Source organism: Nocardia sp. NPDC003963 (genome assembly GCF_053605105.1).
The window spans coordinates 42,438-66,230 of the sequence record NZ_JBSGIP010000018.1 but is presented as its reverse complement, the minus strand read 5'-3'; the positions used below and the strand labels follow the sequence as shown (position 1 = coordinate 66,230).

Here is a 23,793-nt window from a genome sequence, read left to right as displayed (position 1 = left end):
TTAACCGGAAGGATAGGACGTGGCACGCGGTATCTACCTCATGGAAGAGGTTTACTTCCACCCGATGAACTCCACGAACCCGCGCGAGTATCTCCAGTGGCTGGTCGACTACAAGAAGGAAGACGAGCAGCGGGGTGACGAGGCCGCGGAGCTCACCACGGGCCATTCGGTGCGTTCCCGGGCCATCGACCTCATCGGTGCTTTCTATGCCATCGGGATTACAGGGCATGAGCAGTTCAAAGCGGTAACCCTGTGGGACTGCCATGGCGGATGGGATGGCGGCTGGCGCCAGCAGCTGGAGATCTACGAGGGTGTCAAACCACAGTTGTTCCTGTCGACCATCGACAACCTCCGCTTCAAGGCGTTCTCCCGCCCGCTGGGTGCAGTCCAGGGCACGCCCGACCTTCAGGCACTGCGCGCCGAAGGATACGGCGCACCGTTCTTCCTGCACGAGGTCGCGCGGGTCCGCCCGGGCGCGGCGCTCGATTATCTGGCTGCGGTCCGTGAAGAGCGAGAGCCGATTCTGGCGGACCACGGGCACCGGCTGGTCGGGCTGTACGAAGTGATGCTTTCCGATACCGAGGTAGCGGTCTTCTGGGGAACCGACCTCGACAGTCACCTGGAGACGCAACGTGCGTACGACGCCGCGGCCGGACTGGACGCCGAGGCGAAAGCGGATCCTCGCCTGCTGGAGTGGCGCAAGACGGCACGGCAGTACCTCGACGGGCCGTGGCGGGAGACGTTGCTGGCCCCCTTCCCCGGTTCGGTCCTGGCGCCCGAATAGTGCTGATACCGACGTCGCCGAAGCAGATGCCGCGTCAGCGGAAGGAGTGGGCAGGACATGCGTTACGTTCTCGGGCTACCGACCGATCAGACGGATCGCCCCGACGAGTTTCTCACCGCTGAAGCGGTCGCCGAGGTCGCCCGTGCGGCCGAACGGGCCGGGTTCGACGCTGTTGCCGTGACCGACCATCCCTTCCCACAGGACAAGTGGTTGGCCGGCGGTGGTCACCAGGCACTGGACCCGATGGTCGCCCTTTCGTTCGCCGCGGCGGCCACAGACCGGATCAGGCTGTTGACCAATGTGATGGTCCTGCCGTACCGGAACCCGTTCCTCACCGCTCGATCTGTCACGAGTTTGGACGTACTGTCCGGGGGTCGAGTGATATTCGGTACGGCGGTCGGCTACCTCCGTTCGGAGTTCCAGGCACTCGGGCTGGACTTCGAGAACCGTGGTGACCGGACCGACCAGGCTCTGCGGCTCATGAAGCTGGCCTGGACCGGTGAATCGGTATCGATCGACGAGCCACCTTTCCTGGTGGCCGAGCACACGATGCAGCCGACCCCTGTCCAGCGGCCGCATCCACCGATCTGGTTCGGCGGCAACAGTAAACGGGCCATCCGGCGGACTCTGGAATTCGGTCAGGGGTGGATGCCTATGCCGCAGCCCGCGCGGGTCGCCAAACTCACTCGAACACCAGGGATCGAGACGTATGACGACCTGGCAAGCCGGATCGACTACATGGGCTCCTTGGCCGACTCCATGGGACGTGATCGACCCGATGTCTGCTTCGTTCCGTTCGGTATGCGCATGACCGACACCCCGGACCACGAATCCTTCGCCCATCTCGGTGACGAGGTGGCCAAGTACACGAGTATCGGAGTCGATTGGCTGTCGGTCCCGTTCTCGGGGACCGATCGAGACTCCCTGCTGGAGTCCATCGAGATTTTCGGCAAGTTGGTGATCCACCGGTAGTGGAGTGCCGACATTCATCCATTCAGGCAATACAGCGCCCGATGGCGGCGCGGCCATCGAGAGGTTAGAACATATGAACGCTCAGGTCGGCCACCGGCCCATGAAGTTCTCCACGTTTCTGCTGTTCCATCGCCCCGATCGCAATCGGTCGATCAAAGAGGTCTACGATTACAACCTTCGGGTCGCGGACCTGCTCGAGGACCTCGGGTTCGATGGCGTCTGGGTATCGGAACACCACTTCCGTGACTACGGAACTGTGCCGAGCATCTTCACCATGCTCGGCTACCTCGCCGCTCGCACCGAGAAGCTTCGCCTCGGCACCGGCGTGGTAGTACTGCCGCTGCACAATCCCTTGCACGTGGCCGAGCAAGCAGCGCAGCTCGACCTGTTGTCGAACGGCCGAGTCGATCTCGGTCTCGGCCGGGGGTACCAGAGTGTCGAATTCGAAGGCTTCGGCATGGACCTTGCCGAAGCGCGTGACCGGTTCGACGAGGGACTCGACCTGATCACCGGCATGTGGACGCAGGACCCGTTCCAGTTCGACGGTCGCTACTACCGAACCGGTGAGGCGTCTCTGACCCCGAAGCCGCTGCAGAAACCGCATCCGCCGATCTACGTCGCCGCAGTGAGTCCCGAGACCGTCGAACGATACGCTCGCCGCGGCCTCCCGATTCTTGCGGACCCTGCCGCCCCCTTCAAGAAGGTCCACGGCGCCGCGGACAACTGGCATCGCATCGCCGAGGAAGCCGGTCACGATACTGCGGCAACCGATCTGGTTGTCTCACGAGCCGTCTGGCTCGCGCCGACGGTCGAGCAGGCGAAAGCCGACCAAGCTCATTTCGAGGCGAGTTTCGACCGGTCACGGATCTTCAACGAGAAGAGCGCGCCGATCGACTCGAAAACTGGACAGGTTGCCAAGGGCTTCGAATTCTGGGAGGGCCGCTATCTGAAGGGCGGACAGGTCGGCAATGATTTCCGCTGGGAGCAACTGGAGGTGATCGGCGATCCCGAACGCGTGATCGGCCAGATCGCGATGCTCCAGGAATTCGGGTTCAACCATCTCATGTGCGACTTCGGCAGCACCCGGCACATCCCGTTCGAAGACCTGGCGAAAGCGATCACCTTCTTCGCCAAGGAAGTCATCCCGGCATTCCGCTGACGCCCGCCTCGCAGCATTCTCACCGAAAGGCGCATCCCGTGTCTACAGAGCTCACCCTCGCCGACGTCGTCCGTGAACACCGGCGAAGCCGGAGCCGGCGAACCGCGGTCGTCGATGGCAAATGGCACCTGACCTACGGTGAGCTGGACACCCGGACCGACCTACTGGCCGGTGCATTGGCCGACGAGGGAGTCGGTCGCGGTGACCGCATCCTGTGGATCGGCGAGAACTCCTACCGTGTATTGGAGCTACTGGTCGCCGCGGCCAAGGTCGGTGCGATCCTGTGCCCCGCGAACTGGCGGCAGAGTGCCGATGAACTGCAGTTCATCCTCGGCGACCTCCAGCCGACGATGGTGCTCTGGGATCCGGATGTGTGCAGCGTCGAACCGGATCGAACATCCGGAGGTCATGGCCGGTGGATCCGTTGCACCGACAACAGCGACGATGAGTACGAACCCTGGTTGTCCGCGTCGTCGGCGCGGTATCGAGCCGACGAGGTGGAAGAGCGGGACCCCGTGCTCCTGCTCTACACCGCGGCGTTCGACGGCCGTCCCAACGGTGCCCTCCTGTCGCAGCGTGCCCTCATCGCACACGGCGCGGTTCTTGCTGTTCAGCGGCAGATCGAGGAAGGCTTCGTTTTCCTCGACAGCGGTCCGCTGTTCCACGTCGGCACGATGATGTTCGCGACTGCGACACTGCTGACCGGAGGAACCAATGTCGTTCTCCGGCGCTTCGACCCGGGCCTGGCCTGCGAACTCATCGAGCGCGAGAAATGTCAGGGCGCCATGCTGTTTCCCGCGATGATCAACCAACTGGTGGAGGCGAACAGCGATGGTCGTTACGACCTTTCCAGTTTGAGGTTCGCTCCGGCGGAACCGGCATGGAACGAGATGACCACGGCAGACGTCAGTCCCTGGGGGCGGTCGGAGTACGGCTACGGTCAGACAGAAGTTGGGGGCATGCTCACCTACCACGCGCTGGGAATCGGCGGCGAAGGTAGCCACGGACGCCCGAGCCCCTTGATGCAGGTCCGGATCGTCGACCCCGATGACCACGACGTGGTCGACGGCCAGATCGGTGAGATCATCGCTCGCGGTTCTCATCTTCTGACCGGCTACTACAATCGGCCGGAACTCGATGCCGAGAAGTTTCGTGGTGGCTGGTTCCATACCGGTGACCTCGGCCGACGAGAAGAAGACGGGACGCTTTCGTTCATCGGCCCGAAGCTGCGAATGATCAAATCCGGCGGCGAGAACATCTACCCGGCCGAAGTCGAGCGAGCCCTTTCGACGCATCCCGGCGTTTCGGTAGCGGCGGTGATCGGGCGTCCCGACGACGAGTGGGGTCAAGCCGTCCACGCGGTAGTCGTCAAGGAACCGGGGACGGACGTATCCGAGGCCGAACTGATCGCCCATGTCCGTGGGCTCATCGCCTCGTACAAAAAGCCACGATCGATCGACTTCACCGACGCGATCCCACGGCGAGGATTCGTCCCCGACTACGACGCCCTGGACAAGGACTTCGGCGGTGGCGGCTACCCCGGGTCTCGATAGCTCCGCTGCAATCCTATGAATTCGGCAAGAACAGGCGAAACCGACGTGAAATCCCCGTACTCCAACTTCGGCGCTGCGCTGCTGTCCACACAGAGCCTTCGAGCCCCTGACGCGCCCGCATTGACCTATCGTGGCGGGCAGCAGCTCACCTATGCCGATCTCGATCGGCGCGTCAACAAGGTGGGCAACGCGTTACTCGCGTCCGGAGTCGTGCCGGGTGATCGTGTTGCTACGCTCCTCGACTCGACGCTGTCGGTCGCGGAAAACTACCTGGCGCAGATGAAGATCGGCACGGTGCTGTGCGCCCTCAATCCCTATTGGACCCATGACACGCTGGCCCAGATCGTGTCCCGGATCGAGGCCACGGCCTTCCTCTACGACGAAAAGTTCGACGGTCTGGTCGGCGAAATTCGTACCAGATTGCCCCGGATCCAGCGGTGGATACGGGTAGGGGCCGGGGGTAGCAACGATGAGTCCATCGATCTTGCCCCGATGGTCAGCGCAGCTTCGGATGACGAACCACCGCTTGGAGCAGGTGGAGACGACCTGCTGGCGCTGTTCTTCACGTCGGGCACGACAGGATTACCGAAAGCCGTTCGGTACACGCATGCGTCCGGCCTTGCCATTGCTCAGTCGCTATGGCGTGATGTACCCGCCTGGCGCGGTGCCGCTCTCGGAACCGGTCCTATCATCTGGGGCGTCGGGTTCATCGCCGTCGCGGCACCGGCCATCGCCGCCGGAATGCGCCTGGTGCTCGAAGACAGCTTCGCGCCGGCACACGCGCTGCACACAATCGCCGATGAGGGCATCACCCATATCAGCGTGACACCCAGCTTCTTCACCGAGCTCCTGTCGACTCCCGGGCAGGAGGAGGCCGATCTCGCAACGTTGCGCGTTGCCATGCTCGGGGGCGAGCCCTTGCTGCCCTCCTTGCAGAGCAAGATCACCGCACGTCTGCCCGGACTGGCGCTCTACGGCTACTTCGGTCAGACAGAGGCCCCGTACAGCGTGATCGGCCGGCGCGACGAGGGAGACCTTCCCGAGGGTGTCGTAGGGTGGAGCCGCTCCGACGGCGCGGTCCGTGTGGTCGATCAGGACGGCCGTTCGATACGAAACCGGGTCGGCGCGATTCAATTGCGTGGCCCACACGTGATGGCCGGCTACGACGGCCAGCCGGAGGCGACAGCCGAGGTTCTGCACGACGGCTGGTTCACCGGCGGCGACGTCGGATCAATCGACGACGACGGACGACTCACGGTACTGGGACGGCGCAGCGATGCGATCGAGCGAGCCGGCGCTTTGATCATGCCCGCGCAGGTGGAGGAAGCCGCCGCTCGCCTGGCGGGTGTCGGCGAAGCGGGAGCGGTAGGTCTCCCCGGAGCGAACGGGGAGATGGGGATTCTCCTGGTTATCTCACCGGCAGCCGGGGTGGAGCTGGACGCGGGCGAGATCGGCGCGGCACTGCGCTCCACCCTCCCGCCGGCTGCGGTGCCCGACCGCGTGGTTGTTGCCGAGGAGCTTCCGCACGCGAACGACGGCTCGGGCGGCCGCGGAAAACTACTCCGGCGAGTACTGGCCGACCGGTTCGGCGGTCTCGTTGCCGCCGTGGACGAGAATACCGAGGTGTAGCAATGGGTTTCCTCGACGGGCAGGTAGTGGTGATCACGGGAGGCGCCCGTGGGCAGGGGCGGTCGCATGCGCTCGCTGTTGCCGATCAGGGTGCCGACGTTGTCCTTATCGACCGATGCTCCGATGTGCCGGCGATCAAATATCAGCAGGCCACCGAAGCCGATCTCCGGGAGACCGAGGATCTCGTACGTGAACGCGGTGTCCGCGCCCTCGGTTTGATATGCGATGTCGGTGACCACGAGCAGACGCGCTCCGCGATATCGACTGTGGTCGACCGCTTCGGGCGGCTGGACGTGTTGTTGGCCAACGCTGGTGTGCACGGCGGCGGTTCCATTCAGGACGCGGATGCTGCGGTATGGGACGAGGTCATCGGGTCCAATCTCACCGGAGTGTTCAACAGCCTCCGTGCGGCCTCCCCTCAGATGATCGAACAAGGCTACGGGCGGATTGTGGTTACCGCGTCGAACCAAGGCAGAACCGCCGTTCCTGGATCAGTGCCCTACGTGGCGTCCAAATGGGGCGTCATCGGCTTGGTGAAGGCGGCCGCGCAGGACTTGGCGCCGTTCGGGATCAATGTGAACGGCGTGGCGCCCGGGAACACATCGACCGCCATGGTGCACAACCCCGCCCTGTATCGAGCGATGCGCCCCGATCTTGCGAACCCGGTGTGGGATGACGTCGCACCTGCACTGATGGAGCATCATCTCCAGCCCATCGCGTTGTTGGAACCGGAGGAGATCACCGCCGCGGTGATGTTCCTCATCGGCCCGAACACCCCCCATATCACGGGAACGATACTCGACGTGAACGCCGGTACCGCTGCCCGCACGACGGCATGAACACCGAAGGGAACCCGATGCCCGGTCACCGACAGCCGGAAGAGTTTCTCCAATTCATCGGCGGAAAGCTGTGTCCCGCAGAGAATGGACGCTGGATCGACAGCGTCGATCCAGCGTCCGGGCGCATATGGGCGCGCATACCCGACGGTGAAGCAGCGGATATCGACGCTGCGGTCGAATCTGCACAGTCCGCGATGGACGGCTGGCGTAGCCGGTCGGCAGCCGAGCGGGCCGCGGTGCTGAGGTCCTGGGCGGCTGTCGTGCGGGAGTATCAGGCAGAGTTGTGGCGGATCGACGCTACCGACAACGGCCGCCCGCGACGTGAAGCCGAACCGGCTGTCGCAGGCGCGATCCAGCAGATCGAGTACCACGCCGGCCTCGCCGAGACCATTTGCGGTGACACCGTGAATATATCCGGGGGTGCGACGACCTATTCGCTGCGCGAACCTTACGGAGTAGTGGGGCTGATCATCCCGTGGAATGCGCCCTTGGCGATGTTTCTCGCCAAGGTGTCGGCTGCGCTCGCCGCGGGCAACACTGTGGTGGTGAAGCCGCCTGAACGTGCTTCCGCCTCGATTCTCGCTGCCGCTCAATTGTTTACGAAAACCGAACTGCCCGCCGGTGTGGTGAATATCGTGACCGGCGAGGGCCGGACGGCAGGGGAGGCGCTGGTTCGCCATCCAGGTGTTCGTAAGATCAGTTTCACCGGGTCGACAGCGACGGGCCGCCGGATCACAGAAGTTTCGGCCTCCAATATCAAATCGTTGAGCCTCGAGCTCGGCGGGAAGTCGCCGAATATCGTCTTCGCGGACGCTGATCTCGAGTCTGCCGCCGACGGCGTCACATCCGGTATCTTCACCGCCAGTGCGGGGCAGGCGTGTATCGCCGGATCTCGGATCCTTGTGCAGGAATCGGTGTTCGACGAGTTCATCGACAAGGTGAAGACGCGGGCGACTGCGATGGTGCTCGGTAATCCGCTCGACGCGGCCACCGATATGGGTCCGGTCGCCTTCGACGGCCAGTTCGACAAGGTCAAGGGATACCTGGAGTCGGCGAGGGCCGAGGGTGCGCGGCTTGTCTTCGGTGGACGCTCGGGCCGGGATCTGTTCCCGCCGGGCAGTGATTACGCAGAAGGTTACTTCATCGAACCCACCCTGTTCGTGACCGAGGACAGTGGTCTAGGTGTCTGTCGAGAGGAAATATTCGGTCCTGTAGCCGTGGCGATACCGTTCGGCTCGGAGGAACAGGCGATACAGATTGCCAACGACAGTGATTACGGCTTGGCAGCAGGAGTGTGGACGCAGAACCTTCCGCTGGCACATCGGATGATCCACCGGCTGGAGGCCGGAACCGTGTGGGTCAACACGTACCGTCGTCTGCACTGGGCACTACCGTTCGGAGGGCAGAAGGCCAGTGGTGTCGGGACCTCCAACGGGCCTACCACATTGAACGAGTGGCTGGAGAACAAGAGCGTGTGGATCGAGCAGGGGTGATCCTGCCACCGGGCCGCGATGTACAGTTCGGCCGCGTCTGTCGCTGACGCGACGGCTGTACCGCGGACAATTATGTCCCGTCACGCTGGACTACAGTGATCACGACGAAACGGCATCGTGTTGAAAGGGTCGATGATGGCGGGGGAGTCACGACGAAATATGCGCGACGTGCAGAAAGAGATCACACGTTCGCGATTGATGGATGCTGCCATTGCCTGTTTTGTGAACAACGGCTATCGATCCACCTCGATTGCCGACATCACCAACGAGGCCGGCGCGACACGGGCAACTTTCTATCTGCACTACAAATCCAAGGTGTCGATCGTCACCGCCATCCTCGATGACCTGGATCGCTTGTACCAAGATACGTTCGATGAACTACCTGCGGTGGTGGTGGATGCTACGCCTGAGGCTGTGCGCCGCTGGCTCGGCGTCACTGTCGGAGTGTGGGAATCGACCAGAGAGCTCTCGGTCGTCGTCGCCGAGGCAGCGGCGATCGAACCGGAGATCGCGGACCGCCGCGCCGAGAGATTCGACTTCCAGACCGAGCGAATCGCCCAGGCCCTGATGGCCACAGGCAAATGGAGCCCGGAGCAAGCGCAGATCCGGGGAATGCTGACGTTCTCTCAACTGGAGAACCTGTTCGCCCAGTGGTCCGGGCGTTATTCGAAGCTGGACCTGCACGAGGCGATAGAAGTGCTGGTCGCGATGTGGGTAGCCGCCCTCGAGGGTTCGGGCCGACCGATCTGAAAAATTTCAGTGGACTCAGTGTCTCTTGACTGGATCGTGTGACTACGGTTACATGTGGGTACTGCCCCACTTCTGGAGGACGACGCAGATGTCTGTTCGTTCGGAGCTTGACCGCCCCACCCTTCCTTGCCCCGTTTCCCACCTGGCCGCCCCGTCCTTATCGGGGCTTTCCACCCTGCGCTCGCCGGTAGTCGGTGCTTGGCGCGGGGAGTCGTGCGAGTCGGGATGCATGTCGGTGCGAATCTATGGTCCTCCGGGTACGGTGACCGGCCGATCCGTGGTGGATGCCGCTCGGTACGCAGTTCTCGACGGCTTGCGTGCGGATCGTCGCCGGGGCTCCTCTGTCGATTCGGCGGAGGGTGCCCGCGGCGTCGTCTGCATCCTGCGATCTGCCGATCCTGCAATGTCGATCGAGGAGCTGCGGTGCGCTCTGGTCGGTCCCGGCCGTGCCGATCAGGTGGCGGGCAGTCCTGTGGGCTTGATCGTCGTCGGCGACGATGCGCGAACTGCCGCGATCGAGATCCGGCGGTTCGGTGAGCTGGCGCGCGATCTCGGGGGGTATGTGGTCGGGACCGGGCTGTTCGTGGACCGGATGCGAACGGCCATCGACTGGCGCCCGGTCGGTGCACAGTTCCGTGACACCACGCTGGCATCGAGTCTGAGCCTGTTGGGCAGGCGCGTCGAGGTTCTTGCCGCGGCCGGTCGCAGTCTTCGTCCGCGATAGGCGCGGTCCGCCCGCTCCCGCTTTTCCCGATTCGTCGGGCAAATCTACCCAAACCTGTGTGTATTAAATGAACAAGCGCTAGGTTAAGCGCAGAGGAAGGAGCCCAAGGTGAAGTTTTCCATGATCTTCGAAGCGCAGATCGCGGATCCGACCCCAGAGAAGGAGCGCCAGACCTACCTGGACTCGATCGAGCAGGCTGTCTACGCGGAGGAGATGGGATTCGACGGGATCTGGGCCGTCGAACACCACGGGCTGGAGCACTACTCCCACATGTCCGCGCCCGAACTGTTCCTTGCCACGGTCGCGGCGAAGACGTCGAGGATCCGCATCGGCCATGGTGCGGTATGCATGCCGTTCAACTTCAACTACCCGACTCGGGTCGCCGAGCGTGCCGCGATGCTCGACGTCCTCTCCGGCGGACGCCTGAATCTGGGCGCGGCGCGGGGCGGCACTCTGCAGGAAGCGGCCCTGTGCAATGTGGACCCGGCAGAGACCGCAGCCCAGGTCGAAGAAGCTTTGCGCATCGTTGCGACGGCGTGGCGATCCGACGATTTCGAGTACCACGGTGAACTACTCGATATCCAGGCACCGGAGGGGAACTCGCCCCTGCGTATCCTGCCCCGGCCGGTGCAGACGCCTCACCCGCCATTGTTTCTCGCGAGCACCAAACCGGTTACGGTCGAGCATTCGGCGGAGCTGGGTGTCGGGGCGCTGGTGTTCGGCTTCGGTGGGCTCGACAGCGTTCGTATGCAGCACAAACTCTACTGGGATCGAGTCGCCGCCCGTGATGGGAAGAAGCTCGTCTCCGATGTCGTCAATGACTTCTTCGTTGCCCTGTGCCCGACCATCGTGCTCGACGACGCGCAGCAAGCCAAAGAGATCGGTGCCCGTGGGCAGCGGTTCTTCGGTGAGTCGATCGGTTACTGGCATCTGGGTGGGGCGAACCCGCCCTCGGGTAACACTGTCGATGACGACAACATCGCCTACATGACCGCGAAAGCGGCCGCGGAGGAGGCCGCGTTCGACCGCGGCGACCGTCCGCAATATTCCGAACGTTCCCTGGCCGCAGCGAACTTCAATGTCAACCACGCTTATGGTGATGTGGCAGCGGCTATCTCGTACGTCGAAGAGCTTGAGCGGATCGGTGTCGATGAGGTGCTCTGCCTGATCCAGATGGGCACCGTGCCGCAGGACGTGTGCATGTCCACCATCAAGGCATGGGGCGAACATGTGATTCCCTACTTCCGTCGGCCGATCGAACAGCGTCCGTTCTCCGTGGCGGCCGTATGAGCAGGCTGAAGGGAAAGGTCGCCCTCATTACCGGCGGAGCACAGGGGCAGGGTGCCGCGGAGGCCGCCGCGTTCGTTCGCGAAGGTGCACGAGTGGTCATCGGCGACGTGAACGAGTCCGCAGGCCGGGCCGTTGCCGACGAATCAAGCGGCGCGATCGAGTTCGTTCCGCTCGACGTTTCCCAAGGCGAGTCCTGGCGGCAGGCCGTCGACCATATCTGCTGGCGTTACAGCCGGTTGGATGTGCTTGTGAACAATGCTGCTCTCTACTCGACCGGCCCGCTGCTCGAAGAGCAGGAGGAGTCTCTCGACAAGACGATCGCGGTCAACCTGAAGGGGGCATTTCTCGGCATTCGCACAGTCGGTCCATCGATGATCGATTCGGGAGGCGGTTCGATCATCAATATCTCGTCCACCGCCGGGGTGGTCGGACATATCGGTCATTCCGTCTACGGGATGACCAAGTGGGGGCTACGTGGACTGACCCGTGTCGCGGCAGCGGAGTTGTCGCCCTCGAAGATCAGGGTCAACTGCCTGATTCCTGGGTCCGTCACCGGACCGATGCTCGGCAGGAACATCCCGGAAGAGCGGCAACGCGACCCGGAGTACTGGACGTCGACGCCATTGCGACGCGCCGGCGAGCCCTCCGAGATAGCGGAGGCTGCTGTTTTTCTGGCGTCGGATGAGTCGTCCTACATCACGGGCACCGACCTGATAGTGGACGGCGGTGTCACAAGTGTCCGGTAGTGGAGAAGTTGGGCGATCGAGCGAGAAGGGCGGTTGGATGGACCCCGAATTCGTCGACGTACTCGCACACTTTCCAGCGCTGCAGTTCGAGGATCCAGCGGCTCAACGTCGTGCGTTCCAGTCGGCCGCGGAATCCACCGAGAAGACTCGGTGGCGGTCGGATGTGCGGCTCGAACTCGGCCGCACCGCTCGTAGCAGCGATGGCTGGGATGTTCCGCTCCGCGCGTATGTCCCGGCCGGGCTTCACGCGGATGCCGGAACGCTGGTGTGGATGCACGGCGGAGGTTATGTCGTCGGCAGCGCGGATGAGGATGATCGGCTCTGTGCCCATCTGGCCGCGGAAGCCGGCATCGCTGTCGTGTCTGTGGACTATCGGCTCGCGCCCGAACATCCGTACCCGGCCGGTTTCGAAGACTGCTATGCGGCTTTGCGAGCACTCGGACCGGGACCCGGGAGAAGCACGGAATTCGCCGATTTCGGTGACGGGCCGTTGCTCGTCGGTGGTGCCAGTGCAGGAGCGGGGCTGGCCGCGGCGCTCACCCTTCGACTGCGCGACGAAGGCTCCGACACCGTCTCCGGCCAATTGCTGCTGTGCCCTTTTCTCGACTCGACTCTGAGTATGCACTCGATAACCACGCTGGCGGATTCGCCTGTGTTCAATGCGCACGATGCCGAGGTCTGCTGGCAGCACTACCTCGGGGAGGTCCGGAAGGCACCACCACCCTATGGTTCGCCTTTCGCGGCCGGGGACCTGTCGGGCCTGCCGCCGGCCTATATCGCGGCGGCTGGACTCGATTGCCTCCACGACGAGGCGTTCCAGTACGCCGTGCGCATGCAACAGGCCGGCGTCGCCGTCGAGTTCCACACATTCCCCGGCGTCCCGCACGGATACACCGGTGTCGCACCACGTACACGGGCGAGCCGTCGAACCATTCGCGACATGCTCGACGTGCTGCATGCGATGACCGGATCGCCGCCCAGGCAGCAGCAGCCTGTAGCTGTTGGTAGAGAGGAAGGTCCTGAATGACAGAAAAAGGCTCAGCGAAGCCGTTCGTATTCGGTGTGGTGGTTCGCAAAGCGGAATCGGGCCGGGAATGGGCCGAACGTGCCAGGCTGGTCGAACAGTCCGGTTTCACCACCTTGTTGATGCCCGATCACTTCGTCGGGCCTCGTTTCGCGCCGATCGCCGCCTTGTCGGCCGCCGCCGCCGCGACGACCAAGCTCCGAATCGGGACGCTGGTGTTCTCGAACGACTATCGTCATCCGGTCGTTCTCGGAAAAGAACTGGCGACGCTGGATTTGTTGTCCGACGGCCGTCTCGACGTCGGTCTCGGGACCGGCTGGATGCGCGAGGATTACGACCGCGCCGGTTTGGCCTTCGACACACCGAAGGTACGTTTCGAGAGGTTCGTGGAGTCGCTCCAGGTTCTGCGTGGAGTCTGGGGCGAGGGTGCGTTCTCCTTCAAAGGCGAGCACTACACCATCGATGAACTCGTACAGGAACCCAAACCGGTCCAGAAACCGTTCCCCAAGTTCCTTTTCCCTGGTGGGGGGCCCAAGATGCTCCGGTTGGCGGGGCAGTACGCAGACTATGTGAACCTGACGCTGAGGGTGCGGGCGGACGGAAGCGCGCCCGATGAGAGCGATGGCGGACTGGAATCGTTCCTCGGCAAGATCGAGACCATCCGCCAGGCGGCAGGCGAACGATTCGACCACATTGCCATCGGCACGAGTGTCCAGCAGGTCGGAATCCCGCAGGACAAGGAGAACTGGAGTGCGGTGAACATCGCTCGTCAGGCGGATACGCCGCAGGTTCTGCTGGGTGATGTCGGTGAGATGGTCGACAAGTTGCGGTACTGGCGTGACACCCATGGCCTCAACTTCTTCGTCCTGCACAACGACAAAGACCTGGAAACGTTCATTCCTGTGGTCGAGAAGCTGGCGGGCGAATAAATTCCCCGCCGAAGGGTCTCGGCCGCACGCAGTGCCGCGCGCGGCCGAGACCCGACAGGGCCTCAGACTCCGTAGCCGCCGTCGACGTCCAGAGCCTGTCCCGATATGAAGTCGGCGCGGTCAGAGGCCAGGAATGCCACGGCTTCGGCGATGTCCTGTGCATCACCGAACTTGCGGAGCGGAATGTTCTTGCGGGCGACCTCGAGGGCGCGCTCGTCGAGGTCGCCGGAGCCGATCAGGCGCTCTGCCATACCGTCGGTCAGCATGCCCGGGCCGACGCTGTTGGCTCGGATGCCGAATCGGCCTTCCTCTGCGGCGATTGCGCGCACGAGGGATTCGACGGCGCCTTTCGGGGCCGCCGAGAGTCCGTCACGGACCGGGTAGCGGCGTGTCGCGGCGGTTGTGACTGCCACTATGCTGCCGCCGGCCACGCGGAGGTGCGGCAGGGCCGGGTGCAGGAGATTGAAGAATGCGGCTGCGTCGTTGTCGAGTTGGTGTTGGAACTCGCCCGGCGTGACCTTGCTCAGGTGTGTCATAGGGACATGTGGGCCGGCGGCGTACACCAGTGTGTGCAGCCCGCCGAATGCCTGTTGTGTCTCGTCGACGGCTCGGGCTGTTGTGTCGGCGTCGCTCAGATCGAGCTGCAGAGCGTGGGCCTTCACTCCCGACGCACCCAGGTCTGCCAACAGATCGGCTGCCTTTGTCTTGTTGCGGTGGTATGTGAATGCGACATTGCTTCCACGTGCCGCCAGGATCCGACAGATCGCGCTGCCGATCCCGCCGGTCCCGCCGGCAACCAGCGTGGCGCCCGAGCGGCTTTCGAAATCAAGCATCTTCTACACCCTTTCCCTGAAGTCTCACTCCAATCTACCAAGCAATTGCTTGTTCAATCTAGTAGCCTGGAGTGAAGCGATAGATCTGGAGGTACTGGTGACTGACTGGCAAGGCCGCGTGGCTGTGGTGACAGGAGCGGCGCAAGGAGTGGGTAGATCGGTGGCGCTGCGATTGGCGCGTGCCGGGGTGTCGGTTGTGGTGAACGATATTCAAGCCGAGAAACTGGCGGCGGTTCAGCAAGAGATCGAGGCTGCCGGCGGACGCGGGCACGCTGTCGTTGCCGACGTCGGGGTCGAAGCGGACGTCGAGGCCTTGGTCGCGGAGACGGGGAAGACGTTCGGTCGACTGGACATACTGGTGAACAACGCTGTCGCCTACGGAGGTGTGGAAGCGGCCGACGTCAATGTGGAAAACACCCCAGCGGAGGCATGGGAAAGGACTTTTGCCGTCAATTTCTACGGCGCGGTCTGGGGGATCCTCTACGGAATCCCGCTCATGCAGCAGCACGACGGTGGAACCATCGTGAATGTCGGTTCTACCTCGGGTTTCAGCGGTGATACCGTCCACGTCGCCTACGCTGCCTCGATGGCAGCGAAATACTCGCTCACCAGGTCGGTCGCCACCTCTCACGGTAAACGTGGTATCCGCGTGAACGCGGTGGCCAGCGGGCTGATCCTCAGTCCGACCGCGCAGAAGAACCTCTCGACGGAGAAACTCGACGCGTACAACGCGAATCTTCTGGTTCCGGAATTCGCGGAGCCCGAGGACCTGGCGTCGGTTATCACTTTTCTGGCCGGTCCGGAATCGCGGTACGTCACCGGTCAGACCATCATCGTCGACGGTGGATTCCAGGCGCATCAGCCGTGGCACGCCCAGAATCACATCGTGCACCCGCAGGCACCGATCTGAAGGACGCGCCGATATGACATCAGAAAAGGCAGTGGCTACCGCCACCGGTTCGATTCCGGTGGCGAACTTGGGGAAAACGCTGATGCACGAGCACATCTTCGTGACCAGCCCCGAAGTCCAGCAGAATTGGCCCGATTATCCCGAGCAGTGGGACGAGGATGAACAGATCGCCGAAGCGGTGCGCCGCTTGGCTGCCCTGAAGGCCGAGGGCTTCGATACCCTGGTCGACCTCACGGTCATCGGACTCGGGCGGTATGTGCCCCGGGTGGTGCGCGTGGCCGAGCAGGCCGATGTGAACGTGATCGTGGCCACCGGCGCCTATGTGCTCAACGAATTGCCGGTGTACTTCCACTACCGCGGTCCCGGAACACCGGCCGGCGGACCTGATCGACTGGCCGAGTTCTTCGTCAGAGACATCACCGAGGGAATCACCGGAACGGCGGCCCGGGCCGCGATATTGAAATGTGTCACGGACGAGGCGGGTTTGACCAAGGATGTCGACCGTGTCCTGCGCTCGGTTGCGCATGCTCACCGGGAAACCGGAGCTCCCATCACGACCCACACCCACTCCGGCTTGCGTCGCGGGCTCGATCAGCAGAAGGTGTTCCGGGAAGAAGGGGTCGACCTGTCTCGTGTGATCATCGGCCACTCCGGTGATACCGACGACTACCACTACCTCGAGGAACTGGCGTCCAACGGGTCATACCTCGGCATGGACAGGTTCGGGCTGGAAACGGTCCCGTTCGACAAGCGGGTCGAGATCGTCGCGGAAATGTGCAAACGCGGCTACGCCGATCGTATGGTGCTGTCACACGACACTTCCTGCTTCTCGGATATGTCCGATCCTGTTCGGCGCCGCCGAATGAACCCGAACTGGCGCTGGACGCACATTCCGCAGGATGTCGTACCGGCGTTGCGGGAACGCGGAGTCACTCAGGAGCAGATCGACCTGATGCTGATCGAGAATCCACAGCAGATATTCGGTACACAGGGCGGTTACTAGACCGGCACTATCTGGTGGCTTCTCGCGTGACGCCTGCTGATGCGGCCCGCACTCTCGCGAACCGCGACCCATCGGCGCCGGCACCGGCAAGCTTCGGGTTCGCGGGCCGGGACTGTCCCCGGCCCGAGTACACGCACACTGTCTGATGAGGGGGCGGCGAAGGTTCGCCGCTCCCGATCGGCATCCTCGGAAGGCGCTCGCATCGAAGCCGGAATCGGTTGGCCTGGTGTTACCCGGGTACTCCGCAAACGGTTGTTCGGTTCTTATGGGAGCGCCAGCGCGCGTCGCCCCGCGGTGGCGCCGCCGTCGATCACGAGGTCGTGCCCGGTTACATAGTCCGCCTCGTCCGAGGCGAGGAACAGTACACCGGCCGCCATCTGCGCGGGGTTTGCGGCATATCCCAAGGGCTGCAGCGTGTCCAGCATCGTGACGATACCTTCCACCTGGGGCACCATCCCGGTGATCATGGTGCCGGGCGAGAGTGTATTCACCCGTACGCCGTGGGGTGCGACCTCGATGGCGAATGCTTTCGACATCGCGATGATCGCGGCTTTCGTGCCTCCGTAGACCGCCATTTCCTCGGTGGGCAAGGATCCACCGATGGAAGCCGTGTTGACGATGGCACCGAAGCCCTGCTCCACCATGATCTTCCCGGCCGCGCGGGTGCCGTAGAAGGTACCCGCGAAGTTCACGCCGACCATGCGATCGAAATCCTGACAGCTGGTGTCCAGTAACGGTGCGTTGGTGGTGACACCTGCGTTGTTGCACATGACGTCGAGCCGTCCGAACTGTCGCATGGTGCCGGATACCAGCTCGGTCACCGAGCTCGGGTCGGATACATCGGTGTGTACGAATGTTGCCCGACAGTCTGCAGCGACCCGGCCACCGGCCTCATCGTCGATATCGGCGACTACGACGCGGGCACCCTCGGCCGTCATCAGTTCCGCGGTCGCCCGCCCCAGGCCCGAAGAAGCCCCTGTCACGATCGCTACCTTGCCTTCGAACCGTCTCGTCACCTTCATGTTCCTTCCTGGCCTGGCCCAGCCCAGGGCGCCGACGAAGTCGAGCCTTCCCAGTAATTAGGCTAGCGATTGGTTGGTTGACCGGATAGGGCTTGTGTGACGTAGGTAACCGACCTATCATTTGTTCAAATTTTATGCCATTCGGCGATTTTCGGTTTCGCGGGATTCGTGCCAGTGCCGACGGCCCGAGTCCAGCCATCCCCCAGGAGCAGACAGCCGTGAGCCATCCACAGCCCGAAGTCGATCCACATGGTGCAGCGGCGCATCCGCCGGAAAAGTCCCGTGGCTGGTGTCCTTACGATTTCGACGCGGCTGATTTCGACCTCGCCTCGCCGCGTCATGTCGCGGATCCGTTCGCCTTCTATCACCGGCTGCGCCAACAGGCGCCGGTGTTCTGGAGTGAGGAACTCGGGTCATTCGTCCTGACGCGCCTCGACGACGTAAGAACCGTATTCCTCGACCACGAACGGTTCACATCGGTCGGCAGCCTGGCGGCCGCAGCACGCATCGACCCCGAGGTCGAGGAGCTGCTGGTCGCCAACAACGCCACGCTGGACACCTTCCTCGCAAGCGTCGACCAGCCGTCGCACACACGTCTGCGCCGAAGTGTCTCGCGTTCGTTCTCGGTGCGCGCCATGCGGCGGCTCGAACCCGATGTCCGTGCTCTTGCCACCGAAGTGGTCGAGCAACTCGAGCCGGCGGGGCACGCCGACCTGGTTGCGGATCTGGCCGGTCTGCTACCTGCCCGGGTGACCGCGGCCTTCCTGGGAATCCCTGTCGAGGATACCGAGAAGGTCCAGCGATGGGTGGACGACTGGTTCGGATTGTTTTTCACTCCTATGCCCGCACAAGAACAACGGTCGCGTGCCGAGGGCTACATCGAGTACGTGGGCTATATGTACCGGCTGCTCGAACAGCGCCGCCGCGAACCGCGCGAGGACTTCATGAGCGAGGTCATCACCGCAGTGGCGGATGGGAACGCGGAGCTCAGCGATCGCGAAATCGTCGACATCATGACCTCGATCAGCCTCGGCGGCAACGACACCACCGGCAACCAGATCGCAGGCCTGGTTCATCGGCTACTGGTTACTCCCGGGGCCTGGGATGCGGTGGTGGCGGATTCCGCGCTGCATGTGAACGCGATCGAGGAGTCGCTTCGGCGTGACTCGGCCGGTCTCGGTGGGTTCCGTTTCGCCAATGAGGATGTGGAGATCGCCGGTACAACGATCCCGGCGGGTTCCCGGGTCTTCCTCCTGCAAGACGCGGCCAATCACGACGACAACCTGTTCGCGGAGCCCGAGGAATACCTCGTCGATCGCTCGAACGCCGGCGACAATGTCGGATTCGGGGTGGGTATCCATCACTGTTTGGGCGCACCGCTGGCACGAATGGAACTCAGGGTCGTGCTCGGCGTACTGACCCGGTTGCTGCCATCCTTGCGGCTGGCCGGTGATACGGCGCCCGCCTATCGCGTCAGCGTGGTCCAGAGGGCGATGAACTCTCTTCCGGTCGAGTGGGATATCGCCGGATGATCGTGCCCGTGCCCGGCCGGGTGCAGCCGACACTCGAGATCTGGAGGAGCTGACATGCACCGGCCGGTATTCGTACTGGATATCACCGATTTCAGGCCGATGAACAGCGGGAATCCTCGACGATTCCTGCAATGGATCACTCGATCATGCCGAGAAGTGGACGAATCCCGCTCGGACACTTCGGAGAACGCCGCCTCGATGCTCCAGTCGGATCGGGCCGGCGGCGCGCACGGGATCGATCTGATCGGTGCGTGGTATGCGGTCGGCGTCACCGGTCACGACCAGTTCCGGGCATTCTCGCTCTACGAATGCCGTGGCGGCTGGGATGGCGGATGGCGTGACGTGATCAGCCTCTACAAGGGTGTCCCGGATTCGATGTTCCTGTCATCGATCGACGATGTCCGATTCCAGGCGACAAGCCTTCCGCTGGTCGGTGCGCCGGGCTGTCCTCGTCCGGAGAACATCGCCGCGGATCGGATTCGCGGCGACTTCGCCTTGCTGGAGATAGCGGATGTTCGACCCGGTGCAGCCTTGGACTATCTGGCCGCCGTACGTGCTGAGCGCGCACCGGTGCTCGCTGATCACGGCCATATTCTCGCCGGGCTCTATGAAGTTGCCTTCACCAGGACAAAGGCTGTGAGCCTGTGGGTGACAGATATAGACGGCCATGTAGGCGTCCTGCGCGCACGTGACGCCGCCCTGGGCCTGGACTCCGAAGTTCCGCCCGACGAACGTCTGCTCGACTGGGATCGGCGTGCTGCCGAGTTCCACACGGCACCCGCGCGCGACCTCTATCTCGCGGCCTACCCCGGCCCCCTGCTGAGTCCTTCCGGCGGACAGTTGCGCGCCGACGGCTCGGCACGCTGACCACGAACGAACGGAGATGGCGGTGGACCCGCACGAAAAATTCGCCGGCGGTGTAGCGGTCGTGACCGGAGCTGCGTCCGGAATCGGGCTGAGTCTGGCAGAACACGCCGCGAACCTGGGTATGCGTGTCGCCCTCGCCGATATCGCCTCCTACAAATTGGAGCGGATCACCGCAAACTTCCGCGCCCGCGGCGCCGACGTCGTCGCAGTACCCGCGGATGTCGCTTCGGCCGCCTCGGTCGAAGACCTGGCAGATACGATCCACCATCGGTGGGGACGCGTCGATCTCCTGATCAACAACGCCGGGGTGGAGACCACGGGGTGGTTGTGGGAGATTCCCCTGGATCAGTGGAACAGCACCCTCGGCGTCAACATCAGCGGGCCATTTCACGGGGTGCGGGCCTTTCTTCCCCGCATGCTTGCGAGTGGGCGGGGCCACATACTGAACGTGGCCTCGGTCGGCGGCCTCGGCGTGGGAAGCCTGCAGGTGCCGTACATCGCCAGTAAGCACGCAGTGCTGGCGATGACAGAATCCTTGCATCAGGAGATAGGTGTTCTGGGCACGGGTATCGGGATTTCCGCGCTGCTGCCCGGACCGGTGAAGACATCCATCTTCGAATCGGCATCGAGTCCGGAAGGGTCGGGCCCGGCACGGGCTCATCTGGAGCAGATGCGAAGCCTGCTGAACGAATCGGGAATGGCGCCGCGTGCGGTCGCCGAGGTCGCCTTCGCGGGTATGGCGCGGGGCGACCTATGGATCCATACCCATCCGGAGATCTCCGACGAGATCATCCGGAAGCGTTTCGGTGCGCTGCTCGGCCGGCTTCATCATCAGCCTGCGGCCGTCGACCGCCTCGATGAGCCCCCTACCGAGACAGGTACTCCAGGTCGACCCGACTGACACAGACCGGGCGGTGTCCTGCGCCAGCTCGCACAGGGCGCCGACCCGGATGTTCACTGCGCGGTATAGCCGCCGTCGACCACGAATTCGCCACCCGTGATGAACGACGCCTCATCGCTGGCCAGGAACGCGATCAAGTTCGCAACTTCTTCCACGGTGCCCAGTCTCCCCAGGGGGGTCAGCGTGACCATCTGTGCATGACCCTCGTCCCCGAGACCGGGGGTATCGATGAATCCCGGGTGCACCGAGTTCACTCGCACGCCCTCCTTTGCCCAGGCGACCGCGGTATTCTTGCTCAGCGTCCGGACTGCCCCTTTCGCCGCGGCATAGGCAGGAGCCGATCCGAAGCCACCCACGAGCCCGAAGATCGAGCTCACGTTGACTACCGAACCGTTTCCGGTTGCCTTCAGAGCCGCGCTCGCGGATCTGTGCGCGAGAAAGACGCTGGTCTGCGTCACTGCGATTACCTTGTCGTAGAGATCTTTCGGGGTGTTCTCCACCAGCTGGGGATGCGCAATTCCGGCGTTGTTGACAAGTGCACTCAGGCCGCCATGGGTGCCGACCGCTTCGGAAATCACAGTATTCCAGTCTTTTTCGGACGAGACGTCGAGGCGGCGATAGATCGCTCGGCCGCCATTGTCGGCAATGGAGCGCACCACCTCCGAACCGAGGTTGTCTCGAACGTCGGTGCAGATCACCGAGCCGCCTTCGGCGGCGATCCGGGCCGCGACCGCACGCCCGATGCCACCGGCAGCGCCGGTCACCAGTGCGGTCTTGCCCTCGAAGCGAGCCATCAGATCTCCACCTCCGTTAGTGCTGGTCCGCCGCAATCAAGGGTGGCGGGGTCGGCGTTCGGTCACATGTTCGCGTGGTCAGGAGCGGATGAGAACGAACAGCCGGACGTTTCCCGGCCCGGATCAGGTTGGGCCGCGTCGACCTCGGGTTGGAGACGGGGCGTTCGGCATGCTCAGAAAGCCGACCGGGGGCCATGAGTTTACCTATTTACGCAATCGCTTGTCTCAGTTTTAGGCCGGCTACTTGGAGCAAGTGTGGCGCGTGGGCGGTTTGTTGACCCGAGACAGGTTTCCCAGTCCCCGGCCCGGTGGTGAGCAGCCCGCACGCCGACCTTGACCGCGCTGCTGGAACTGCCGTCAAGCAGGCTGGATCAAAATGCATCTTGCCAAGCATGCGCTTGGGCAAATACTGTGTCGTCAGCCGATTTGTGGCTCGCATCACATGACCACGTCTGGTCGGGTCACGCGTCATCGGTGGAAGACAGGAGTACGTGGATGACAACAACACCCCCCCGTTTGCCCGAATCGAGTGGTGGTTCAGCGGACGAGGCGCTCGAGTCGGTTCCGAAGCGTAATTGGACACTGCGATGGGCAGCTGCCCTCATCGTCGTCGTGCTGCTCGGTGAACTGGCGGCATTCTCCTACACGCTCGTCGCCACCGCGCTTCCCGGGATCGGAGCGCACTTTCACGCGACGAATATCGGCTGGACGGTGACGATTGCGAACTTGGTGACCGCTGTCGCTGTCGCGCTCATCGGCAAGCTGGCCGACCTTCGAGGCAAGCGATTGATACTGGTCGTTGTTACTGCGCTGTCGGCGTTGGGGGCGATCATCTCGGCCATGGCACCCACCTACGAGGTCTTCCTCGTCGGTCGTGGGTTGCAAGGGTTGCTGTATGTGGTGCCGGCTCTCGGGTACTCGTTGATTCGTGATGTTTTTCCCAAAGCGTTGATTGCCTTCGCTGTCACAGTGACATTTACCGGCGCGGGCGTCCTGTTTGTCGTTGCGCCCTTCATTGCGGGATGGATGATCGACACGTTCGGTGCGTTGTCCGTCTTCTGGTTCCTGGCGATCTACCAGATCGGATGCATTGCCGGTGTGCTCCTGCTGTTGCCGGAGTCGCCGCTTCGGGTCAAGTCCAGGCTCGACTGGCTGGGTGCCTTGCTGCTCGGTGGCGGGGGTGCGATCTTGGTGTATGCCCTGGGGCAAGCGGCCGGATGGGGGTGGACCTCGTCTCGGTTCGTGGGACTGACGGCGCTCGGTGTCGGGTGCTTCCTGGTGTGGCTGTGGTGGGACCGTCGCTTCCCGGAGCCGATCATCGAGATCGGCATCCTGCGTGCGCGTTCGGGATGGACCACCCTGGTGCTCAACGGTGCGGTATACGGAACCACCGCGATTGTCGTATCCCTGGTGCCGATGATGATCCAGATGCCTCGCGAAATCGGCGGGGACGCCGGTTTCGGCACCGATGCGTCCGGTGTCGCGGTGTACATGGCGCCGATGGGCGCGGCGATGGTCCTCGGCGGGCTGCTCTGCGGGTCTCGGGCAGCGCGTTGGGGAATTCGGTACCCCATGGTATTCGGATGTTCTGCGCTGATCATCGGCGCAGGGGGCCTGGCGCTCTGGCATACCGAGGCGTGGCAGGTGGTGACGTTGCTGCTCGTGTTCGGCCTCGGCATGGGCTTCACCTACGGTGGGCTTCCCAACCTGGTGCTGCAATCCGCGCCTCCGGAGAAGCAGGGCATCACGTCGTCGATCATGCTGTCTGCGCAGAACTTGACCAGCGCGCTCGCTGCCCAGATCGCGTTCGGGCTGCTGGCGATGCACGTGATCGCTTCCGGTGACGGTGTTTTCTTCAGCGGTGAGGGATACCGCATCGCCTTCATCGTCGCCGCGGTGTTCGCAACGGCCGGGCTCTTGATCCTCAAGATCCTGCCTCATGGCCGAGCATCGGATGTGGCATCGGTGAAAACCGCTGCCGACGTCGTCGGGCATTGAGCCGCTGAAGCGGTGGCGGACGCATGTTGAACCGGGTTGGG

At 63.4% G+C, this 23,793-nt stretch carries 22 protein-coding genes; 19 read left to right on the top strand and 3 right to left on the bottom strand.

Going from position 1 to position 23,793, the window contains the following annotated elements:
- The first annotated feature begins 19 nt into the window (after positions 1 to 19).
- The 13 genes from ACWEWT_RS24365 to ACWEWT_RS24305 all read left to right on the top strand — a co-directional run bounded on the left by ACWEWT_RS24365 (position 20) and on the right by ACWEWT_RS24305 (position 13,892).
- Positions 20 to 784 carry a hypothetical protein gene (locus tag ACWEWT_RS24365; protein WP_452562245.1) on the top strand — a complete coding sequence of 255 codons (765 nt, stop codon included), beginning with the start codon at positions 20 to 22 and terminating at the stop codon, positions 782 to 784.
- Positions 785 to 841: 57 nt separating this feature from the next.
- Positions 842 to 1,756, top strand: coding sequence for an LLM class F420-dependent oxidoreductase (locus ACWEWT_RS24360; protein ID WP_452562244.1), 915 nt, complete (start codon positions 842 to 844; stop codon positions 1,754 to 1,756).
- Positions 1,757 to 1,760: 4 nt separating this feature from the next.
- Entirely contained in the window at positions 1,761 to 2,915 is a 1,155-nt protein-coding gene (locus ACWEWT_RS24355; protein ID WP_452562243.1) for an LLM class flavin-dependent oxidoreductase, read from the top strand.
- Positions 2,916 to 2,953: 38 nt separating this feature from the next.
- Positions 2,954 to 4,468 (top strand): AMP-binding protein, encoded by a 1,515-nt coding sequence (locus ACWEWT_RS24350; RefSeq protein WP_452562241.1) that lies wholly within the window; start codon positions 2,954 to 2,956, stop codon positions 4,466 to 4,468.
- Positions 4,469 to 4,483: 15 nt separating this feature from the next.
- Positions 4,484 to 6,097: a class I adenylate-forming enzyme family protein gene (locus ACWEWT_RS24345; RefSeq protein WP_452562240.1), complete on the top strand. Its 1,614-nt coding sequence runs from the start codon at positions 4,484 to 4,486 to the stop codon at positions 6,095 to 6,097.
- 2 nt (positions 6,098 to 6,099) lie between these two features.
- The gene (locus ACWEWT_RS24340; protein WP_452562238.1) at positions 6,100 to 6,936 is read left to right on the top strand and encodes an SDR family NAD(P)-dependent oxidoreductase; all 837 of its coding nucleotides are present in this window, start codon (positions 6,100 to 6,102) and stop codon (positions 6,934 to 6,936) included.
- Positions 6,933 to 8,429, top strand: a complete 1,497-nt coding sequence (locus tag ACWEWT_RS24335) for an aldehyde dehydrogenase family protein (protein ID WP_452562236.1) — start codon at positions 6,933 to 6,935, stop codon at positions 8,427 to 8,429. Before ACWEWT_RS24340 ends, ACWEWT_RS24335 begins: the two co-directional genes overlap by 4 nt.
- 159 nt (positions 8,430 to 8,588) lie before the next feature.
- Positions 8,589 to 9,179: a TetR/AcrR family transcriptional regulator gene (locus ACWEWT_RS24330; RefSeq protein ID WP_452562234.1), complete on the top strand. Its 591-nt coding sequence runs from the start codon at positions 8,589 to 8,591 to the stop codon at positions 9,177 to 9,179.
- Between the two features lie 403 nt (positions 9,180 to 9,582).
- A complete protein-coding gene (locus tag ACWEWT_RS24325) occupies positions 9,583 to 9,903 on the top strand; it encodes a hypothetical protein (protein WP_452562232.1) in 321 nt (106 codons plus the stop codon).
- 108 nt (positions 9,904 to 10,011) lie between these two features.
- Complete coding sequence (locus ACWEWT_RS24320) at positions 10,012 to 11,193, top strand: LLM class flavin-dependent oxidoreductase (RefSeq protein ID WP_452562230.1); 1,182 nt, start codon at positions 10,012 to 10,014, stop codon at positions 11,191 to 11,193.
- Positions 11,190 to 11,939, top strand: coding sequence for an SDR family NAD(P)-dependent oxidoreductase (locus tag ACWEWT_RS24315; RefSeq protein ID WP_452562228.1), 750 nt, complete (start codon positions 11,190 to 11,192; stop codon positions 11,937 to 11,939). Before ACWEWT_RS24320 ends, ACWEWT_RS24315 begins: the two co-directional genes overlap by 4 nt.
- Positions 11,940 to 12,102: 163 nt before the next feature.
- The gene (locus tag ACWEWT_RS24310) at positions 12,103 to 12,966 is read left to right on the top strand and encodes an alpha/beta hydrolase (protein ID WP_452562226.1); all 864 of its coding nucleotides are present in this window, start codon (positions 12,103 to 12,105) and stop codon (positions 12,964 to 12,966) included.
- On the top strand, positions 12,963 to 13,892 hold the full coding sequence (locus ACWEWT_RS24305) for a TIGR03621 family F420-dependent LLM class oxidoreductase (protein ID WP_452562224.1): 930 nt from the start codon (positions 12,963 to 12,965) through the stop codon (positions 13,890 to 13,892). The genes ACWEWT_RS24310 and ACWEWT_RS24305 overlap by 4 nt, the downstream gene beginning before the upstream one ends.
- 62 nt (positions 13,893 to 13,954) lie before the next feature.
- On the opposite strand, the gene ACWEWT_RS24300 is transcribed toward ACWEWT_RS24305, so the two are convergent.
- On the bottom strand, positions 13,955 to 14,725 hold the full coding sequence (locus tag ACWEWT_RS24300; RefSeq protein WP_452562222.1) for an SDR family NAD(P)-dependent oxidoreductase: 771 nt from the start codon (positions 14,723 to 14,725) through the stop codon (positions 13,955 to 13,957).
- Here ACWEWT_RS24300 and ACWEWT_RS24295 point away from each other — a divergent pair.
- Both ACWEWT_RS24295 and ACWEWT_RS24290 read left to right on the top strand, forming a co-directional pair.
- Positions 14,694 to 15,635, top strand: a complete 942-nt coding sequence (locus tag ACWEWT_RS24295) for an SDR family NAD(P)-dependent oxidoreductase (RefSeq protein ID WP_452562220.1) — start codon at positions 14,694 to 14,696, stop codon at positions 15,633 to 15,635. The two genes, ACWEWT_RS24300 and ACWEWT_RS24295, sit on opposite strands and share 32 nt — an antisense overlap.
- A 13-nt stretch (positions 15,636 to 15,648) precedes the next feature.
- A complete protein-coding gene (locus ACWEWT_RS24290; protein WP_452562218.1) occupies positions 15,649 to 16,638 on the top strand; it encodes a phosphotriesterase family protein in 990 nt (329 codons plus the stop codon).
- A gap of 263 nt (positions 16,639 to 16,901) precedes the next feature.
- On the opposite strand, the gene ACWEWT_RS24285 is transcribed toward ACWEWT_RS24290, so the two are convergent.
- Positions 16,902 to 17,654: an SDR family NAD(P)-dependent oxidoreductase gene (locus ACWEWT_RS24285; RefSeq protein WP_452562216.1), complete on the bottom strand. Its 753-nt coding sequence runs from the start codon at positions 17,652 to 17,654 to the stop codon at positions 16,902 to 16,904.
- Between the two features lie 98 nt (positions 17,655 to 17,752).
- Between ACWEWT_RS24285 and ACWEWT_RS24280 the strand changes: the two genes are divergently transcribed.
- The 3 genes from ACWEWT_RS24280 (at position 17,753) to ACWEWT_RS24270 (ending at position 20,960) form a co-directional block, all read left to right on the top strand.
- On the top strand, positions 17,753 to 19,192 hold the full coding sequence (locus ACWEWT_RS24280) for a cytochrome P450 (protein WP_452562215.1): 1,440 nt from the start codon (positions 17,753 to 17,755) through the stop codon (positions 19,190 to 19,192).
- A gap of 156 nt (positions 19,193 to 19,348) precedes the next feature.
- A complete protein-coding gene (locus ACWEWT_RS24275) occupies positions 19,349 to 20,059 on the top strand; it encodes a hypothetical protein (protein WP_452562213.1) in 711 nt (236 codons plus the stop codon).
- A gap of 22 nt (positions 20,060 to 20,081) precedes the next feature.
- Positions 20,082 to 20,960, top strand: coding sequence for an SDR family NAD(P)-dependent oxidoreductase (locus tag ACWEWT_RS24270; RefSeq protein WP_452562211.1), 879 nt, complete (start codon positions 20,082 to 20,084; stop codon positions 20,958 to 20,960).
- A 53-nt stretch (positions 20,961 to 21,013) separates the two neighbouring features.
- Here the strand turns inward: ACWEWT_RS24270 and ACWEWT_RS24265 are convergent, their stop codons facing one another.
- Positions 21,014 to 21,754, bottom strand: coding sequence for an SDR family NAD(P)-dependent oxidoreductase (locus ACWEWT_RS24265; protein WP_452562210.1), 741 nt, complete (start codon positions 21,752 to 21,754; stop codon positions 21,014 to 21,016).
- 495 nt (positions 21,755 to 22,249) lie between these two features.
- On the opposite strand from ACWEWT_RS24265, the gene ACWEWT_RS24260 reads away from it, so the two are divergent.
- Positions 22,250 to 23,752 (top strand): MFS transporter, encoded by a 1,503-nt coding sequence (locus ACWEWT_RS24260; protein ID WP_452562209.1) that lies wholly within the window; start codon positions 22,250 to 22,252, stop codon positions 23,750 to 23,752.
- Positions 23,753 to 23,793: the final 41 nt, after the last annotated feature.